Below are 14,232 nucleotides of genomic sequence, written 5' to 3'. Positions count from 1 at the left end.
GGCCCCTGGCCCGGCCTCCGGCTCGGCCTGCGGCTAGGCCTCCGGCTCGGCCCCTGGCTCGGCCTGCGGCTCGGCCCCCGGCCTGGCCCCTGGCTCGGCATCCTGACCCGGCCCTCGTCCGGGGCCCCGCCCGCTCGGGCCCTCCTCGCCCCCCGTGCCGCAGGCGGCCGCCTGCGGCACAGGGGGCGCCGGCCGGCCGCGGGAGGTCACGTGGCCGGCGGCAGGTGACGGTCCGCCACCAGATCGGCGAGGGTGCGCAGCCGGGTGAAGTAGGCGGCGCAGTACTCCTCGTCGAGCAGGGGCACGACCGCGCGGAGGTCGGCGACGCGCGCCCGCAGGTCGGCGACGCCCTCGCCGTCGAGGCCGCCCTCCAGCTCGCGCAGGACGAGGGCGGAGAGGGCGGCGTCCAGGAGGACCAGGTCCGCGCCGTCGATGTCCACACCGCGGAAGCTCGCCGGGAACGCGGCGGCGCGGTGCTCCTCCCACAGGCGGACCAGACGCTCCTGCGGCCCCCGTGCGTCGCCCGGATCGCCCGGACCGCCCGGACCGTCCGCTTCGGCCGCCGCCGGGCCCAGCACCGCGGCGACGGTGTCGAAGACGGCGCGCACCAGGTCGACCGCCCTGAGCGGATTGACGGCGGCGCTGGTCGCCGCGCCCCGCGCGATCCGCTCGCGCAGCCGCAGGCCGCGCTCCAACTCACCCGCCAGGTAGGCCGAGACGAGCCCCGCGGCGGCGGCCCGCCGGACCAGCTCGTCCAGCGGGGCGTTGTCGTCGGCCAGCCGCTCGGCGAGGACCTGCTCCACGGCGGACAGGGCGTGCGTGACGGCGACGGTGGCGAACTCGTACCGGTAGTAGGAGTGACGGATCAGCTCGCGGGAGGTCTCCAGCGCGCTCATCACGGACATCGACGCGCCCTCGGGCAGCACCAGGTCCGCGACCAGGGGGTGCATGCCCGCGTAGCCGGGCACGACGGTGCGGACGCGCACGTCCGGTACGGGAGTGTCCATCCCCGCAGTCTCCCCGCCCGAGGGCCGCCGGTGCCAGCGGTTTGGCCCGGGAACCCCGGCGGCCCGGCAGCCGGATCCGCGGGTCACCGGCTTTTCGCAGCGGCGCTGCCCGTACGGAGTGGCCGGGTGCTGCGCCCGGTCGGGCGGGCGCTGTCCGGCCGGCTGCCCGCACGCCCGGTCCACGGGAGGACCGGTGTGCGCCTGTCCCGCCGTGCACACCGCCGGCGCGGTCCCGCTGCCGTCGCTCACCGCACGGACGGCCGCCGCCCCGTCCGGGTCGTGCCGGATGCCGACCCGGTGCACCCGGCACCCGGCACGGCCCGGCCCGACTAGGCAGCCGCAGGAGTACGTGCGGCCCGGCCGTCGGCCCGGTGGCGACGACCGGGCCGCACAGGACGAGCCGGACCGGCGTGATCCACGGACGGTGCGTCACGGCGGCGCAGGCCGACGGTGATTCGAACACTCTGTGCCCCGGCCCGCCCGGCCTGCCCGGTTCGCCCGGGCCGTTCCGCTGTGGGACGGCCCGGGGTCTCCTCGCCGAGTGCAACCGGCTGCTTCGGGCTGCCTCAAGGGCCGGATTCCGCAGGTCTCACACCGGCCGGCCGGGCACGCCGCAGCCGGTTCGGCCACGGCGTGTTCCACCGCCGCTCAGGCGGGCTGCCACAGTTCGATCCGGTTGCCCTCGGGATCGGTCACCCAGCCGAACCGGCCCACGCCCGCCATGTCCTGCGTCTGCCCGGCCACGTCCGCGCCCCTGGCGCGCAGCTGCGCGAGCATCGCGTCCAGGTCGCGGACCCGGAAGTTGAGCATGCTCTGCTGCGCGCGGGAGCCGAAGTAGTCCGTCCCGGACTCGAACGCCGCGAACACCGTCGGTCCGCTCTCCTGCTGCCACAGCCCGTGCTCGTCCGCGTCCAGCCCCAGGCAGTCGCGGTACCAGGCGCCCAGGGCCGCCGGGTCGGAGGCCCGCAGGAAGTACCCGCCGATTCCAAGCACTCGTTCCATGCCGCCCCATCCTGCCAGCACACCGCCCGGACGGCGCTCCGGACAGTGCCCCGGACGGCGCCCCGGTCGGGCCTGGCGGAGTGTCAGGGCCCTGATATAACGTAAAACACGAACAGTCGACGACCGGGGGCGGACGAGGGGCACGATCACCATGACCGACCACAACGACATCCGGCACCGCCTCGGCCACGCCATCAAACGCGCCGAACAGGCCCTCATCGCCGAGAAGACCCGCGTGCTGCGCACCGTCGACCTGACGGTGCCCCAGTACGTCGCCCTGCTCGTCCTGCAGCAGTCCGCCGGCCGCTCCGGCGCCCAGCTCGCCCGCGCGTGCATGGTCACGCCGCAGACCATGACCACGATCCTGGCCAACCTGGAGACCAAGGGCCTGATCACCCGCGAGACCTCCAGCGTCCACCGGAAGGTGCTGGTGGCCAGGCTCACCCGCACCGGCCGCACGCTGACGAAGAAGGCCGACGCCCTGGCCCGGGACGTCGAACAACGCCTCGCCGACGCCCTCGACCCGGCCGAGCAGGCCCAGCTGCGCGCGCTCCTGGAGCGCGCCACGGCCGCCCTGCGCGGCACCGGCTGAACGGCACCGGCTGAACGGCACCTGCCCAACGGCACGGCCCTTGCGCGCCGGCCGACACCCTACGGAGTCCCGATGACCGACCACCCCGCCGCCTTCACCCCCGCCCCCGGCACCGTCCTGGTGCTGGTGGACCTCCAGCACTGGATCGTCGCCCGCCCCGCAGCCCCGCTCACCGGCGCCGCCGTGGTCCGCGCCGCAGCCCGGCTCAAGAACGCCTTCGAAACCGCCGGCCGCCCCGTGGTCCTGGTCCGCCACCTCCTCGGCGACGGCAGTGACGGCGGCCCCGACTCCGACCGCACCCGCTTCGAACCCGAGGTCGACGCCCGCCCCGGCAACGAGGTCGTCACCAAACACCGCATCGACGCCTTCGAAGGCACCGACCTCGCCGAACGCCTGCGCCGCCTCGGCGCCACCGCCCTCGTCGTCGCGGGCATCACCACCGAGTACGGCGTCGGCGAGACCGTCCGCACCGCCGCCGCCCTCGGCTACCCCACCACCGTCGTCGAGGACGCCGTCACCGCCCTCTCCACCCCCGCCCACACCGCCGCCCTCCAGGCCTTCCGCGACCTGGGCGTCACCGTCACCGCCACCGACGCCCTCCTCGCCACCCCGGTCTGACGGGCCCACCGGGCGGCCCCGGGGAGGATGGACGGCACCGGCCGGGTCACACGGACGGGCAGAGTTGCTCGCGCACCCACTCGACCGGGGGATTGGTGCGCGCCCGGCCCGCGACGAAGACCGTCGGCACCGTCTCGTTGCCGTCGTTCACCGCCCGCACCGCCGCCGCCCCCTCCGGGTCACGCCAGATATCGACCCAGTGCAGCCGACGGGCATCGCGCCCCAACCGGAGCCGCAGCCGCAGACAGTACGTACAGCCCGGCCGCCAGAAGACCACCGGCCGGCCGTCGGCCGCGGCACGGCGCTGCGCCTCCGAGGCGCTGAGCGACCTCGGGAAGACCAGCGGCGAGTTCATCGCCGCGGCCAACGTGAACGCCAGCAGGAACGCGGCCGCCGCCACCGGGCTGCCCTGTGCGGCCGTCGAGGCCGCGACGGCCACGCCGCACAGCGCGAACAGTACCGACAGGATCCAAGGGCGCATCATGAGTGCGCACGCTACCGGCGCTCCGCACCCGGACACCAGGCCGGACCGGTGCGGCGGGGGCTCGGCGGTGGGAGCGGGAAGTCGGCCGGGCCGACTTCCCGTGCGGGGACACATGCCGGCCGGTGTGCCCGGCGCACCCGGTGTACCCGGCGCACCACGGGATATCGGGGCGCTGTTCGCCACGTTCCGGGCCCCCGGTGGGCCGGACCCCGACGGGAGCCGACCGTCGATGTCCTCACGAGCCCTGCGTGACCCGGGCCGACCCTCGTCCCGCCGACGGGCAGGGCCCGCGCCGGAGGTGTTCGCGAACTGCCCGGTGCACACCGACGGGGCTCAGGCCCGGCTGCGCCTACTGGCAGGGGCAGGGGCAGGGGCCCGGCCCGGGGCCGCAGGTGTGCCGGTGCGGTCGGTGCGGTCGGTGCGGTCGGTGCTCGGAGGGATCACCGGGGCAGCCGGATCACCGCCGAACCGCGGGCCAGGTCCACCCCGGTGCGGTTCGGCGGGGCGCCGTCCTCGTCGTCGTCGCGCAGCATCAGCGCCGACTGCCGCTCCCTGAGCTCGTGTTGCTTGCCCGCCGAGAAGGTGGCGTGCAGCTGCTCGAAGCCGGTCGCGGACACCTGCCCCTGCCGGGCGCCGGTCCGCCAGGGCAGCAGCCCGGCCCTCCCGGCCCGCAGCAGCACCTGGTCGACCAGCGCGAGCGCGGTGAGCAGCAGCACCAGTCCGGGCAGCGTGAGGAAGACGATGAACCCCATGGGGGCCAGTATCGTCGCCGTCCCCGGCGCGGAACAGGGGTCCACGACTCCTGGGCGGCCCGGCGCTCCAGGCGGGGTGGCTCCGGGGTCGCGGCCCTCGGGGTCGTGGGCCCGGCGGCGTGCGGGGACAGGTCACGGCGGACGAAGGCGACCAGCGTGCCGTCGCCGTCGGCCGCCACCGAGCCGGCCGGCGTCGTCGGGCAGCCCGCAGACCGGCCCCACGCCGACGCTCCAGCCTTCGACCGCACCCCGTTCGGCCCGCCCGACCGGTAGGCGCGGACGGCGCGGACAGCGCGGAGTGGGAAGTCGGCGGGGTCGACTTCCCACTCCGGTGCCTGGCAGCCGGCTGACGCACACGGCCCCGCCGCCGCGAGGCCGGGGCGGCGGGGCGGCGGGGCGGCGGGGCCAAGCGGCCGGTCCCCGCAGCCGTCGAAAGGAAACGTCGCTGCTCCGGGCCGGGGCGGCAGCGTACAACTGCCGTCAGCGGGCGTCGAGTTCGCCGGTGCGGAGGGCGGTGATGAAGGCTTGCCAGGCGGGGGAGGGGAAGTGGAGGGTCGGGCCGTCGGGGTCTTTGGAGTCGCGGACGGGGACGGTGCCGGTGAGGCCGTCGGCGACCTCGACGCACTGGCCGCCGCTACCGCTGTGGGTGCTCTTGCGCCAGGTGATGGGGGAGTTGCTGGTCATGGGCGGGTTGCCTCCTGAACGGGCGGTGGAGTGGGAGTCGGCGGGGCCGACTTCCCACGCGGGTTGTCCGGGGGCCGGCTGCTCGTACGATCTGGCCCGTCGAGAGCTTCTTCCTCGATCCACCGTCACATCGGCCGCCCGTGGTGTCGCCGAGTTCGAGGGACACGGCTCCCTCCGGCCGGTCGAGAGTGATCGCTCAGTGACGGTCAGTCATGACAGGATCGGTGTGAGTCGACACCGTGTCGACCGGAAGGAGGAGACATGGCCGAGGACAACAAGGTGACGGAGCCCGCCGAGGACGGCAAGGTGACGGCCCCCGCCAAGGACAAGACCCGGTCTGGCAAGTACGCAGGCACTGAGATCACGATCGACGGCGAGGAGCACCTCCTCCTTCGGGAGGACGATGTCCCGGTGAGCACCGACGACGAGTGACAACGGCCGCAGCCCGCGCTTCGGTGCGGGCTGGTCTTCGCCCGTGCCGGAGCGGAGTGCAGTCCGGCAAGGGCAAGCGCCCCGCCGGTCGCAACCGTTCAGGCCCTTGTCCGCTGCAGAACACCCTCCGCGAGGCCGAGTGCCGGAGCGTCCTGCTGTCCCGGACCGGGGGCAGCAGGACACAAGCATGGTCATCCGGCGTCGAGTTCGCCGGCGCGGAGGGCGGTGATGAAGGCTTGCCAGGCGGGGGAGGGGAAGTGGAGGGTCGGGCCGTCGGGGTCTTTGGAGTCGCGGACCGGGACGGTGCCGGTGAGGCCGTCGGCGACCTCCACACATTCGCCGCCCTGTCCGCTGTGGGTGCTCTTGCGCCAGGTGGTGGGGGAGTTGCTGGTCATGCGCGGGTTCCCTCCTGATCGAGCGGTGGAGTGGGAAGTCGGCGGGGCCGACTTCCCGTGCAGGGTGCTCGGGGATGCTGCGCGGAGGTCCCTCACGGGCACGAGCGCGAGAGGCCGAGGGCCGGAAACGCCCCGTTGCGCCGGGGCGGGACAGCGGGGCGGGGCGCATGCGGTTTCAGCGGGCGTCGAGTTCGCCGGCGCGGAGGGCGGTGATGAAGGCTTGCCAGGCGGGGGAGGGGAAGTGGAGGGCCGGGCCGTCGGGGTCTTTGGAGTCGCGGACCGGGACGGTGCCGGTGAGGCCGTCGGCGACCTCCACGCACTCGCCGCCGCCGCTGTAGGTGCTTTTGCGCCAAGTGGTGATGGGGGTCAGGTCCATGGCGGTTCCCTCCTGGTCAGGCCGTGCGAGCGGAGTGGGAAGTCGATGGTGACGACTTCCCACTCCGGTGCGAAGTAGGCCTGTCAGGCGTCGAATTCGCCCGTGTTGACGGCGGTGATGAAGGACTGCCAGGCGGGGGAGGGGAAGACGAGTGCCGGGCCGCTCGGGTCCTTGGAGTCGCGGACCGGGACGATGCCGGTGAAGCCGTCAGCGACCTCCACGCACTGGCCGCCGCCGCCGCTGTAGGTGCTCTTGCGCCAGCGAACGCCGGATAGGTCAAGATGCACGTTCAAATTCCTTCCGTACTGCGCGGATCAGCTCAAGCGACGCGGCCAGTGGCAGCGCCTCAACCTGCAGCCGATCGTACTCCCTGGCCCAGCCCGAAAGGGTTTCCGCGTCGCGCTCCAGAAGGCCGCGCTGGTGGGTCTCCGAATAGCCCAGAAGCGAACGGTTCGGCAGGGTCAGGATGGTCACCGGGTGGGCGAACGGCCGGTTCTCCCCAAGGTCGATCGGAGTCACTTGGATGGTTAGGTTCGGCTCGCTGGCCAGGTGCTCCAGGTGGGCCAGCTGTCCGGCCATCACGGCATGCCCGCCGATGGGGCGCCGCAGGCACCACTCGTCAAGCACGGCATGGATGTAAGGCGCGGCTGGCCGGTTGACCCTTTCCTGGCGAGAGAGGAGAAAGCGCAGACGTTCGTCAGCTTGCTGTTGGGTAACAGTGCCGCGTCGGACAAAGGCTTGCTCGTAAGCGGCCGCGTAGGCCGGGGTCTGAAGAAGCCCTGCAACGACTCCGATCTCGAAGAGTCGCAGCGTTGTTGCTTCGGCTTCCCGCTCGGCGTACTCGGGGAACCCCTCTATCAGGATGCTGTGTTCGAGCTGGTCGAGCATCAGAGCGAGGGTGCCGCCGGTGGCGAGCGCCTTGTCGGCGATCTCCACGAAGCGGCGGCTCGGCCGCCGGACTCCGCGTTCGACGCTGGAGATGTAGGAGCCGGAGTAGGAGATGACCTCCCCGAACTCGTCCTGGGTCATCCCGGTCGCGTCGCGGAAGCGGCGGAGCTGCATCCCGAGGGGGGCGTAGGGCGATGACGTGGGATCAAGATCCTTGCGGTTCATGATGCTTCCCAACTGAACCGTGCTGAACTGGCGATTTCAGATGCTTCCCTACGGGGGGATCTCTCCGCAACCCTTTCCCTACAGAAAGTGAGTGCTCGACTGCAGAAGGTCAAATCCGATGGACAATCACAAAATCCCCCGCTCGCACGGGTACGGGGTGCGCCTCGACCCGGAGTCGCGCCGCTACCGGGTCCGTAACGAGATCACGGGGGAGTGGCTGTGCGAGGCCTCCGGGGAGCCGGTCTCGTTCACCTTCTTCGACGATGCCTACGATGCCTGGCGTGTGTTCGAGGTCCACAAGCGGCCGGGGGAGCGGTGATGGGTTCTGTGCTCTCCCGGGTCACGGCCGAGCAGCGCCGGCGGGTGGCCTCCGTGGTGGAGGACCTGGTGTCGGTGCTCGCGCTCGGTGGGGTGAAGTTGCCGTCGGTGGCGGTGGATTGGGAGTACGGGAGCCGGACGGGCAACTATCTGGTCGACCTGGGCTCGACCCGGCCGCTCGAACTGCTGCGCATCGTGGACCTGTTGCGCAAGGGGCTGCGGTACGAGCGTCTGACGCACGACGACTGAACTCCTGGCCCGTCTGCTGTGGTGGGCGGGCTTCTCCTCCGTGCTCATCGCCACCTTGAGAAAGTGAACTGCCCGATGCGCGACCCCCGCCTCCTCGCCAAGTCGCCGGTGTGCCGGCTGGGCTGTCTCGTCCTCGTGCGCAACCGGCGCGGGGACGTGCTGCTGGTCGACCCGGACTACATGGACGGCATGATCCTGCCCGGCGGCGCCGCGAAGCCGAACGAGCCGCCGCACCTGGCGGCCGCCCGGCACCTGCACGCCGAGACCGGCCTGCACCTGCGCCTGAGCGGCATCATCGCGGTCGACTTCACCCCCGCCGACCGCTACCTGGAACGCCTCAACCTGGTCTTCGACGGCGGCACCGTGCGCGACGACGCCCGCCTGAGCGTTCCGCCGCAGCACCGCAGCGGCCTGCTCGGCGCCCGCTTCGTCCCGGTGAACGACCTGCCGGGCTGCACGGCCCCCGCCCAGTTCGCCCGCATCACCGAGGCGTTGGCCGGCTGCGCCCTGCCCGTCCTCCTGCACGGTCAGCGCGCGGCCTGATCCGGGGTCCGTCGGGGGTCAGGCCGGTGTCGGCAACGAAGCCGTCGAGGGTGTCGGGCGGGTACGGCAGACGTTGAGCTGGTTGCGTACGAGGACCTTGAGTCGGTCGAGGGGGACTGCGGTGAGCTCGGCCGGACCGGGCTGCCACGCGCGCGTGGTGTCAGCGTCTCCGGCGGCGGCCACTGTCCAGGAGGCACAGATGAACGGTGCCCTGCGGATCGGCGGGGAACGAGTGGTCGAGCTTCCAGCCGTGTTCGGCGGCCACCCGCAGGACGGCTCCGGCGCCCGCGCCCCGGAAGTGCCAGGTCCTGACGCTGACCCGGCGCAGGACCCGGCCCGCCTCGTCGAACCGGTAGTTGTCCCTCCTGCGCTCGCGCGCCAGCTCGGCCCGGAATCGTGTCTCCAGGTGCTTGCGCAGGTGGCGCACATACGCGTTCGGGCTGCGGCGGAGCTCCAGGAGGCGCACCCGCGGCACGAGGGCGAGGGTGAGCAGTGGAACGACCGCTCGGCAGCGCATCGGACCCCACGGCGTGCGGGGCGCGGGCGGCGGCCCGTACGGATCGGGTACACCGATCTGCTTCGGGGGCGGGATGAGGCGGAAAAGGTGCAGCTGTCCCTGCACCGACCTGCACTTCGCCCAGTCCACCGACCAGCCGTGCTGCTTGGCCAACTGCTCGACCCGCGTCGGGGCCAGAGCACGGTAGTGGTGGCGCCCGAGGCCCGTGACGGCCTGGCGCACACCGCTGGGCGGCAGCTCGGGCGGGCGCCAGCCGCTGTTTTTCTCGGCTTTGGCGAACCGGTCCTTCAAAAGTCCTTCGGTGAATGGCTCCCACTCCTCGGGCTTGCCGTTCCACTCGATGCGCAGGCGACGCCAGGAGATCCCGGATCCGGACAACCCGACCAGGATCTCGGACAGATCGGCGGCATCAGAGCCACTGCCACCGCCGCCACCGAGGGAAGCCCCCCAGAACAGCACGACTACCCAGCCGATCACGAGCAGAAGTCCCAGCGGAATGTAGATGAACTGCAGGACGAACTGTGTCAGCAGACCGGCCCGTGGCCGTCGTGGAGCCGCAGTCTCAGCGGGAGTCGTCCGCGGTTGGACCGGAACGCGAGTTCGGGACCGGTCCGGTCTGTCCGAACCGTCCGATGGCGTGGCTGTAGGCATCAGATCCGTCCCCCTCGGTCGTGTGGTGCCCCGGAATCGGCTCTGCCCGCCCTGCGCGACGCCAACCGTCCCGGTCCGCAGTCGAGTTCAGGACTGGGAGTGCCGTCCGCCCATCCTCGGAGCCGGCCGACGCAACGGATCGGCCGCGAAGCAGCGGGCTCGGCCTCGGCGCCACCGCGACCGAGGAGTTGCACGCCTTCTGCAATGCCGGCCGGCGCGTGCACATCGAGCAGCGGCGGACTGGTCAGGTGGGACGACCATGCCGGCGCCCCACCTCGCACAGGTATCGACTTGGACGGCGGCACCGCGGTCGTTCAACGGCAGAGGTAGCCCGCGCCGCACCATGCGCGATTCCCTCACCGCGAGATCCACTTCTGAAACACAGGTTCCAGCGCACCGGGCCGGGTGGGCGGGGCGTCGTGCGGCTGCGGTAGGAACGTGCGGCGATGAGCAGGACGAAGCCCCAGAGCAGGAACTGCGGGATGCCGTAGACGACGATCCAGCGGCTGAAGATGCCCGGCTCGTTCCACTGTACGACGGTCAGTGCGGCGGCCCAGGCGGTGTACAGCAGCAGGAACGTCGCGACGGTGAACGCGGTGGCGGCCAGGGTCCGGTGCGGGACCCGGCGTCCGCCGGCGAGCGGCACCCAGCCCGGGAACACCACGCCCACGGCCGCACCAGGCTCAGTGTCAGGACGCCGGCGAGCGCGGCCATCGCGCCCAGGGTGAGCAGGCTTGGCCGCCGCCGGCGTACCAGTCGCGGAACTTGGCCTCGTCGGCCCACAGCGGGACGCCGAGTGCCCACACGGCGTGCAGCGGGATGAAGCCCGCGGTCGCGGACAGTGCGGACACCGGGGCGGCCCGGACGGCTCGGCGCGGCGGTGGCGGGACATCGGCCCCGACGCCGGGCACACCCGGCTCGCGGTGCAGAGCGACCCGAGCAGCAGGCCGATCTCGGACATCGAGGAGTGCTGATCCGGCTCCTGGCCCGGGGGCCCCGCGCCGGGGACCCCTGGGCCGGTCAGGCCAGGGCGGCGGCGAGGCGTGCGGGCAGGGTGGCGTACGGGCGGCAGTCGACCACGGGCAGGGCGTGGGCGGCGGCCTGGGCGGCGAGCCAGGCGGAGTAGCGGGCGCTGACGGCGGCACGCTCGGGCTGCGGGCCGCCGTCGGGCTCGCGGTCGGCGTAGTTGGCGGCGATGCGGGCCGGGTCGCCCTCGTGGAGGAAGACCGCCCGCACCCGGTGTCCCTGGCCGGTGGCCTCGGCGGTGGCGCGGGCGGCGGCGGCCGGGGTGAGGTAGTCGCCTTCGACGATGGCGGGCACGTCGACGGTGAGGCGGTTGCGCACGACGCCGAGCAGGGCCTCGTCCAGGGCGTGGGCGGTGGCGATCTGCAGCTCCAGGACGCGGTCGGCGCTCCTGGGCCCTGTGCCGTCCGGGGCGGAGAAGTGGTGCAGGCCGGGGTGGGTGGCCGGGGTGGTGGCGGCCTGCAGGGCGGCGACGACGTCGTCGAACTCCACGGTGAACGCCCCGTGCCGGGCGGCGAGGTGGGCGGCGGCGCGGCTCTTGCCGATCCCGGAGGCGCCGCCGATCAGCAGGACGTCCCACGGGCTGTCGTCGGTGTGCATGCGGTCACGGTAGGCGGGCGGGGGTGCGGCCGGGTCCGGCGGGGTGGCCCGCGGGTGGTCCGGCCGGGGCGGCGGGCTGTCCGGGCGGCAGGGGCGGGCCCGCGCGGCGCGGCGGCCGGCCGGATCCTGTGTGCGAGCCTGCGGGCGGTCGTGGCACTCGTGGCAGGGTGCGCCATCGGCAGCCCAGGCGGCCCCGACGGCTCCGGCGACCCCGGTAGCTCCGGCGGCCCAGGCGGTGAGGGCCCGGACGGCCGGTTCGGCCGGTCGTTCGTCGGGGCCCGCCACCGGGCCGGGGTGCACCCGGTCCGAGCCGTCGGGGGCGATGAGGCCTGCGCCCGTGTGACGGCCGGGCGGGCCCCGAACCCGGCCTGCGGGTCGCCGCCTCGGTGGACGCCTTCGCCTCCGCCCCCGGTGCGGGGCGCGAGGGGCGCCGGGGGCGGTAAGCGGTTCGCGGGGCCGGTGGGCTCTGCAGGGTGGGAAGGCGGCGTGTGGGTGCGCCTTCCCGGCCCGGCCCCCGGCGTCGGCAGCCGGCCCAAGGCCCGGTCCGTGGTCCGCCGCCCGCGTTCCCCAGCGCGGGCGGCGGAAGCGGGCGGGCCGCTCCCGGACTGCGGGGCTGTGCGGCTGGGTGGCTGCGCGGCTGTGCGGGCGTCAGGTGTGGTCGTGGGTGGTGGCGCGGCGGACGGCCCAGGGCAGGACGAACCACAGAACGGCGAAGATCAGCGCGATGACGCAGGCGATCGGTACCGCCACCGCCGTGCCGAGGACGACGTCGAGGACCAGCAGGACGGCGCCGGTCAGCGCGGAGGCGAGCAGCAGCAGGCCGCCCTGGGCGATGCGGGCGGAGACGTCGACGATCCGGGCCTTGCCGGGGTGGCGGTACAGGCCGCGGTGCAGGGCGACGGGGGTGGCGAGGACGGCCGCGGCGACGACGGTCAGCAGCAGGGTGGCGATGTAGATGTCCTGCTGGGGGTCGGTGAGTTCGGCGAAGCGCGGGGTGAAGGCGATGCCGAGGAGGAAGGCGAAGACGATCTGCACGCCGGTCTGCAGCACCCGCAGTTCCTGCAGCATCTCCACCAGGCGCCGGTCGGCCCGGACGGCGGGGTTCTCCCAGCCCGGCGGGGGAGGGGCGGAGGGCGACGGTGGGTCCGGAGGCGGCGGTGTGCTGGTCATGGGTCACATTGTCGCTGGCGTCGGCGCGGCGGACGGGCAGCGGCGGGCGGCAGGCGGCAGGTGACGGGAGGCGGCGCCGGACGGGCGTGCGGGCCCGGTGCGGTCACCGGCCGTCGCCCGGCTCCCCGGTGCCGTCCAGGCGGGTCTGCCAGGCGGTGAGCAGGGTCTGCAGGGCGGCGGCCTCCTCGGGGGCGAGGTGGGCGAGCAGGCGGTGTTCGTTGCGGATGTGGGTGGTGAACGCCTCGTCGATCAGGCGCAGGCCGGCGTCGGTGAGGGCGACGACGCGCCCGCGCCGGTCGTCCTCGTCGGTGCGGCGGGTGACCAGTCCGGCGCGTTCCAGGCGGTCGATCCGCTTGGTCATGGCGCCGGTGGTCACCATGGTGTGCGCGGCGAGTTCGCCGGGGGCCCGCTCGTACGGGGCGCCGGCGCGGCGCAGTGCGGCGAGTGCGTCGAACTCGCCCTCGCTGAGGCCGTAGCGCTGGTAGACGAGGGTGAGTTCGGCGGTCAGGCGGTCGGCGAGGCGGTGCAGGCGGCCGATGACGGCGAGCGGCGAGACGTCGAGGTCGGGGCGTTCGCGCCGCCACTGGGCCTGGATCCGGGCGACGTGGTCGCCGTGACCGGCGGCGGGCTGCTGCTCCGAGTGCTCCGAGTGCTCCATGTGGCCAGTGTAGCGCGAGTAGCTTCCAAGGAAGCTATATTGTCTTCCATGGAAGCCAATGCGCGCTGGGTACTGCCGACCGCCCTCGCCCCGCTCGCCTGGGGCGCCAACTACTACGTCACCCACACCTACCTGCCCGCCGACCGCCCCCTGTGGGGCGCCGTCCTGCGCGCCCTGCCCGCCGGACTGCTGCTGCTCGCCCTGGCCCGCCGCCGCCCCCGCGGCCCCTGGTGGTGGCGCAGCGCCCTGCTCGGCCTGCTCAACACCGCCGTCTTCTTCGTCCTGCTCTACCTCGCCTCCCAGCTGCTGCCCACCAGCGCCGCCGCCACCGTCATGGCCGCCTCCCCGCTCGCCATGCTGCTCACCGCCTGGGCCCTGGCCGGCCCGCGCCCGCACCGCGCCCACCTCGCGGGGGCGGTGGCGGGCCTGGCCGGCGTCGCGCTGACCCTGCTCGGCGGAGGCGGAGGCGGAGGCGGAGGCGGAGGCGGGAGCGGGGGTGCGGGCGGCGGGATCGGCTGGACCGGCCTGGCAGCCTCGGCCGGGGCGATGCTCGTCTCCTCCGTCGGCTACGTGCTGGCCGCCCGCTGGCGCGAGGGCGCCGACCCGCTCGCCGCCACCTCCTGGCAGCTCACCGCCGGCGGCCTGATGCTGCTGCCGCTCGCCGTCACCGCCGAGGGCGCGCCCCCGCCCCTGGACACCCCCACCCTGCTTGCCTTCGCCTACACCACCCTGATCGCCACCGCCCTCGCCTTCGCCTGCTGGTTCGCCGGACTGCGCCACCTGCCGGCCGGGACGGTGGGCCTGCTCGGACTGCTCAACCCGCTGGCCGGGGTGCTGCTGGGCACCGCGCTGGACGGCGACCCGTTCGGGGTGCGGCAGGGAGTGGGGCTGGCGCTGGTGGCCGCCGGGATCCTCCTCGGACGCCCGCGCGCCCGGGCCGCCGCGCCCGCCGAAGCCGGGCCCGCGCCTGCCGGAGCCGGGACCGCGCCCGCGCCTGCCGGAGCCGGGACCGCGCCCGCGCCTGCCGGAGCCGGGACCGCGCCCGCGC

Annotated in this window: 23 protein-coding genes; 8 read left to right on the top strand and 15 right to left on the bottom strand. The window is 74.0% G+C overall.

Annotation, left to right across the window (positions count from 1 at the left end):
- Positions 1–206: 206 nt before the first annotated feature.
- Both ACFV04_RS20125 and ACFV04_RS20120 read right to left on the bottom strand, forming a co-directional pair.
- Entirely contained in the window at positions 207–1,007 is an 801-nt protein-coding gene (locus ACFV04_RS20125) for a hypothetical protein (RefSeq protein WP_380530732.1), read from the bottom strand.
- Between the two features lie 648 nt (positions 1,008–1,655).
- Positions 1,656–2,009, bottom strand: a complete 354-nt coding sequence (locus ACFV04_RS20120; protein WP_380338270.1) for a VOC family protein — start codon at positions 2,007–2,009, stop codon at positions 1,656–1,658.
- Between the two features lie 151 nt (positions 2,010–2,160).
- On the opposite strand from ACFV04_RS20120, the gene ACFV04_RS20115 reads away from it, so the two are divergent.
- Together ACFV04_RS20115 and ACFV04_RS20110 are read left to right on the top strand one after the other, a co-directional pair.
- Complete coding sequence (locus tag ACFV04_RS20115) at positions 2,161–2,601, top strand: MarR family winged helix-turn-helix transcriptional regulator (protein ID WP_380338267.1); 441 nt, start codon at positions 2,161–2,163, stop codon at positions 2,599–2,601.
- A gap of 72 nt (positions 2,602–2,673) precedes the next feature.
- Positions 2,674–3,219 (top strand): cysteine hydrolase family protein, encoded by a 546-nt coding sequence (locus ACFV04_RS20110; RefSeq protein WP_380530728.1) that lies wholly within the window; start codon positions 2,674–2,676, stop codon positions 3,217–3,219.
- 46 nt (positions 3,220–3,265) lie between these two features.
- Here ACFV04_RS20110 and ACFV04_RS20105 read toward each other — a convergent pair whose 3' ends face one another.
- The 3 genes from ACFV04_RS20105 to ACFV04_RS20095 form a co-directional block, all read right to left on the bottom strand.
- Positions 3,266–3,703: a glutaredoxin domain-containing protein gene (locus tag ACFV04_RS20105; protein WP_380530725.1), complete on the bottom strand. Its 438-nt coding sequence runs from the start codon at positions 3,701–3,703 to the stop codon at positions 3,266–3,268.
- 440 nt (positions 3,704–4,143) lie between these two features.
- A complete protein-coding gene (locus ACFV04_RS20100; RefSeq protein WP_380530722.1) occupies positions 4,144–4,455 on the bottom strand; it encodes a DUF6191 domain-containing protein in 312 nt (103 codons plus the stop codon).
- 480 nt (positions 4,456–4,935) lie between these two features.
- Positions 4,936–5,139 carry a DUF397 domain-containing protein gene (locus ACFV04_RS20095; protein WP_380530719.1) on the bottom strand — a complete coding sequence of 68 codons (204 nt, stop codon included), beginning with the start codon at positions 5,137–5,139 and terminating at the stop codon, positions 4,936–4,938.
- Positions 5,140–5,400: 261 nt separating this feature from the next.
- Here ACFV04_RS20095 and ACFV04_RS20090 point away from each other — a divergent pair, with 261 nt between their 5' ends.
- The gene (locus tag ACFV04_RS20090; RefSeq protein ID WP_380530716.1) at positions 5,401–5,571 is read left to right on the top strand and encodes a hypothetical protein; all 171 of its coding nucleotides are present in this window, start codon (positions 5,401–5,403) and stop codon (positions 5,569–5,571) included.
- Between the two features lie 191 nt (positions 5,572–5,762).
- Here ACFV04_RS20090 and ACFV04_RS20085 read toward each other — a convergent pair whose 3' ends face one another.
- From ACFV04_RS20085 to ACFV04_RS20070, 4 genes are all read right to left on the bottom strand, one after another.
- Positions 5,763–5,966, bottom strand: a complete 204-nt coding sequence (locus ACFV04_RS20085; protein WP_380530713.1) for a DUF397 domain-containing protein — start codon at positions 5,964–5,966, stop codon at positions 5,763–5,765.
- A 175-nt stretch (positions 5,967–6,141) separates the two neighbouring features.
- Positions 6,142–6,342 (bottom strand): DUF397 domain-containing protein, encoded by a 201-nt coding sequence (locus tag ACFV04_RS20080; protein ID WP_380530710.1) that lies wholly within the window; start codon positions 6,340–6,342, stop codon positions 6,142–6,144.
- A gap of 83 nt (positions 6,343–6,425) precedes the next feature.
- Positions 6,426–6,635: a DUF397 domain-containing protein gene (locus ACFV04_RS20075; protein ID WP_380530707.1), complete on the bottom strand. Its 210-nt coding sequence runs from the start codon at positions 6,633–6,635 to the stop codon at positions 6,426–6,428.
- Positions 6,619–7,455, bottom strand: a complete 837-nt coding sequence (locus ACFV04_RS20070; protein WP_380530704.1) for a DUF5753 domain-containing protein — start codon at positions 7,453–7,455, stop codon at positions 6,619–6,621. Before ACFV04_RS20070 ends, ACFV04_RS20075 begins: the two co-directional genes overlap by 17 nt.
- Before the next feature lie 118 nt (positions 7,456–7,573).
- Here ACFV04_RS20070 and ACFV04_RS20065 point away from each other — a divergent pair, with 118 nt between their 5' ends.
- The 3 genes from ACFV04_RS20065 (at position 7,574) to ACFV04_RS20055 (ending at position 8,565) form a co-directional block, all read left to right on the top strand.
- Positions 7,574–7,774 carry a hypothetical protein gene (locus tag ACFV04_RS20065; RefSeq protein WP_380530701.1) on the top strand — a complete coding sequence of 67 codons (201 nt, stop codon included), beginning with the start codon at positions 7,574–7,576 and terminating at the stop codon, positions 7,772–7,774.
- On the top strand, positions 7,774–8,022 hold the full coding sequence (locus tag ACFV04_RS20060; protein ID WP_380530698.1) for a hypothetical protein: 249 nt from the start codon (positions 7,774–7,776) through the stop codon (positions 8,020–8,022). Before ACFV04_RS20065 ends, ACFV04_RS20060 begins: the two co-directional genes overlap by 1 nt.
- A gap of 75 nt (positions 8,023–8,097) precedes the next feature.
- Positions 8,098–8,565, top strand: a complete 468-nt coding sequence (locus tag ACFV04_RS20055; protein ID WP_380338232.1) for an NUDIX domain-containing protein — start codon at positions 8,098–8,100, stop codon at positions 8,563–8,565.
- A 160-nt stretch (positions 8,566–8,725) separates the two neighbouring features.
- Here ACFV04_RS20055 and ACFV04_RS20050 read toward each other — a convergent pair whose 3' ends face one another.
- The gene (locus tag ACFV04_RS20050; RefSeq protein ID WP_380530695.1) at positions 8,726–9,559 is read right to left on the bottom strand and encodes a hypothetical protein; all 834 of its coding nucleotides are present in this window, start codon (positions 9,557–9,559) and stop codon (positions 8,726–8,728) included.
- Positions 9,560–9,832: 273 nt separating this feature from the next.
- On the opposite strand from ACFV04_RS20050, the gene ACFV04_RS20045 reads away from it, so the two are divergent.
- Positions 9,833–10,063, top strand: a complete 231-nt coding sequence (locus ACFV04_RS20045) for a DUF6191 domain-containing protein (RefSeq protein WP_380338227.1) — start codon at positions 9,833–9,835, stop codon at positions 10,061–10,063.
- On the opposite strand, the gene ACFV04_RS20040 is transcribed toward ACFV04_RS20045, so the two are convergent.
- The 5 genes from ACFV04_RS20040 to ACFV04_RS20020 form a co-directional block, all read right to left on the bottom strand.
- A complete protein-coding gene (locus ACFV04_RS20040; protein WP_380338309.1) occupies positions 9,978–10,403 on the bottom strand; it encodes a hypothetical protein in 426 nt (141 codons plus the stop codon). The two genes, ACFV04_RS20045 and ACFV04_RS20040, sit on opposite strands and share 86 nt — an antisense overlap.
- Before the next feature lie 19 nt (positions 10,404–10,422).
- Positions 10,423–10,584: a hypothetical protein gene (locus tag ACFV04_RS20035; RefSeq protein ID WP_380530692.1), complete on the bottom strand. Its 162-nt coding sequence runs from the start codon at positions 10,582–10,584 to the stop codon at positions 10,423–10,425.
- 169 nt (positions 10,585–10,753) lie between these two features.
- On the bottom strand, positions 10,754–11,356 hold the full coding sequence (locus ACFV04_RS20030; RefSeq protein WP_380530689.1) for an AAA family ATPase: 603 nt from the start codon (positions 11,354–11,356) through the stop codon (positions 10,754–10,756).
- A gap of 648 nt (positions 11,357–12,004) precedes the next feature.
- Positions 12,005–12,526, bottom strand: a complete 522-nt coding sequence (locus tag ACFV04_RS20025; protein WP_380530686.1) for a DUF6328 family protein — start codon at positions 12,524–12,526, stop codon at positions 12,005–12,007.
- Positions 12,527–12,629: 103 nt separating this feature from the next.
- Positions 12,630–13,184, bottom strand: coding sequence for a MarR family winged helix-turn-helix transcriptional regulator (locus ACFV04_RS20020; protein WP_380530683.1), 555 nt, complete (start codon positions 13,182–13,184; stop codon positions 12,630–12,632).
- Positions 13,185–13,232: 48 nt separating this feature from the next.
- On the opposite strand from ACFV04_RS20020, the gene ACFV04_RS20015 reads away from it, so the two are divergent.
- Positions 13,233–14,232: DMT family transporter (locus ACFV04_RS20015; RefSeq protein ID WP_380530680.1), on the top strand; the 1,000-nt coding region annotated here is incomplete at its 3' end.

Origin of the sequence: Kitasatospora sp. NPDC059599 (assembly GCF_042735125.1) — a bacterium.
GTDB lineage: Bacteria > Actinomycetota > Actinomycetes > Streptomycetales > Streptomycetaceae > Kitasatospora.
The sequence above is the reverse complement of the archived record's forward strand: the minus strand, read 5'-3'. Positions and strand labels throughout refer to the sequence as shown.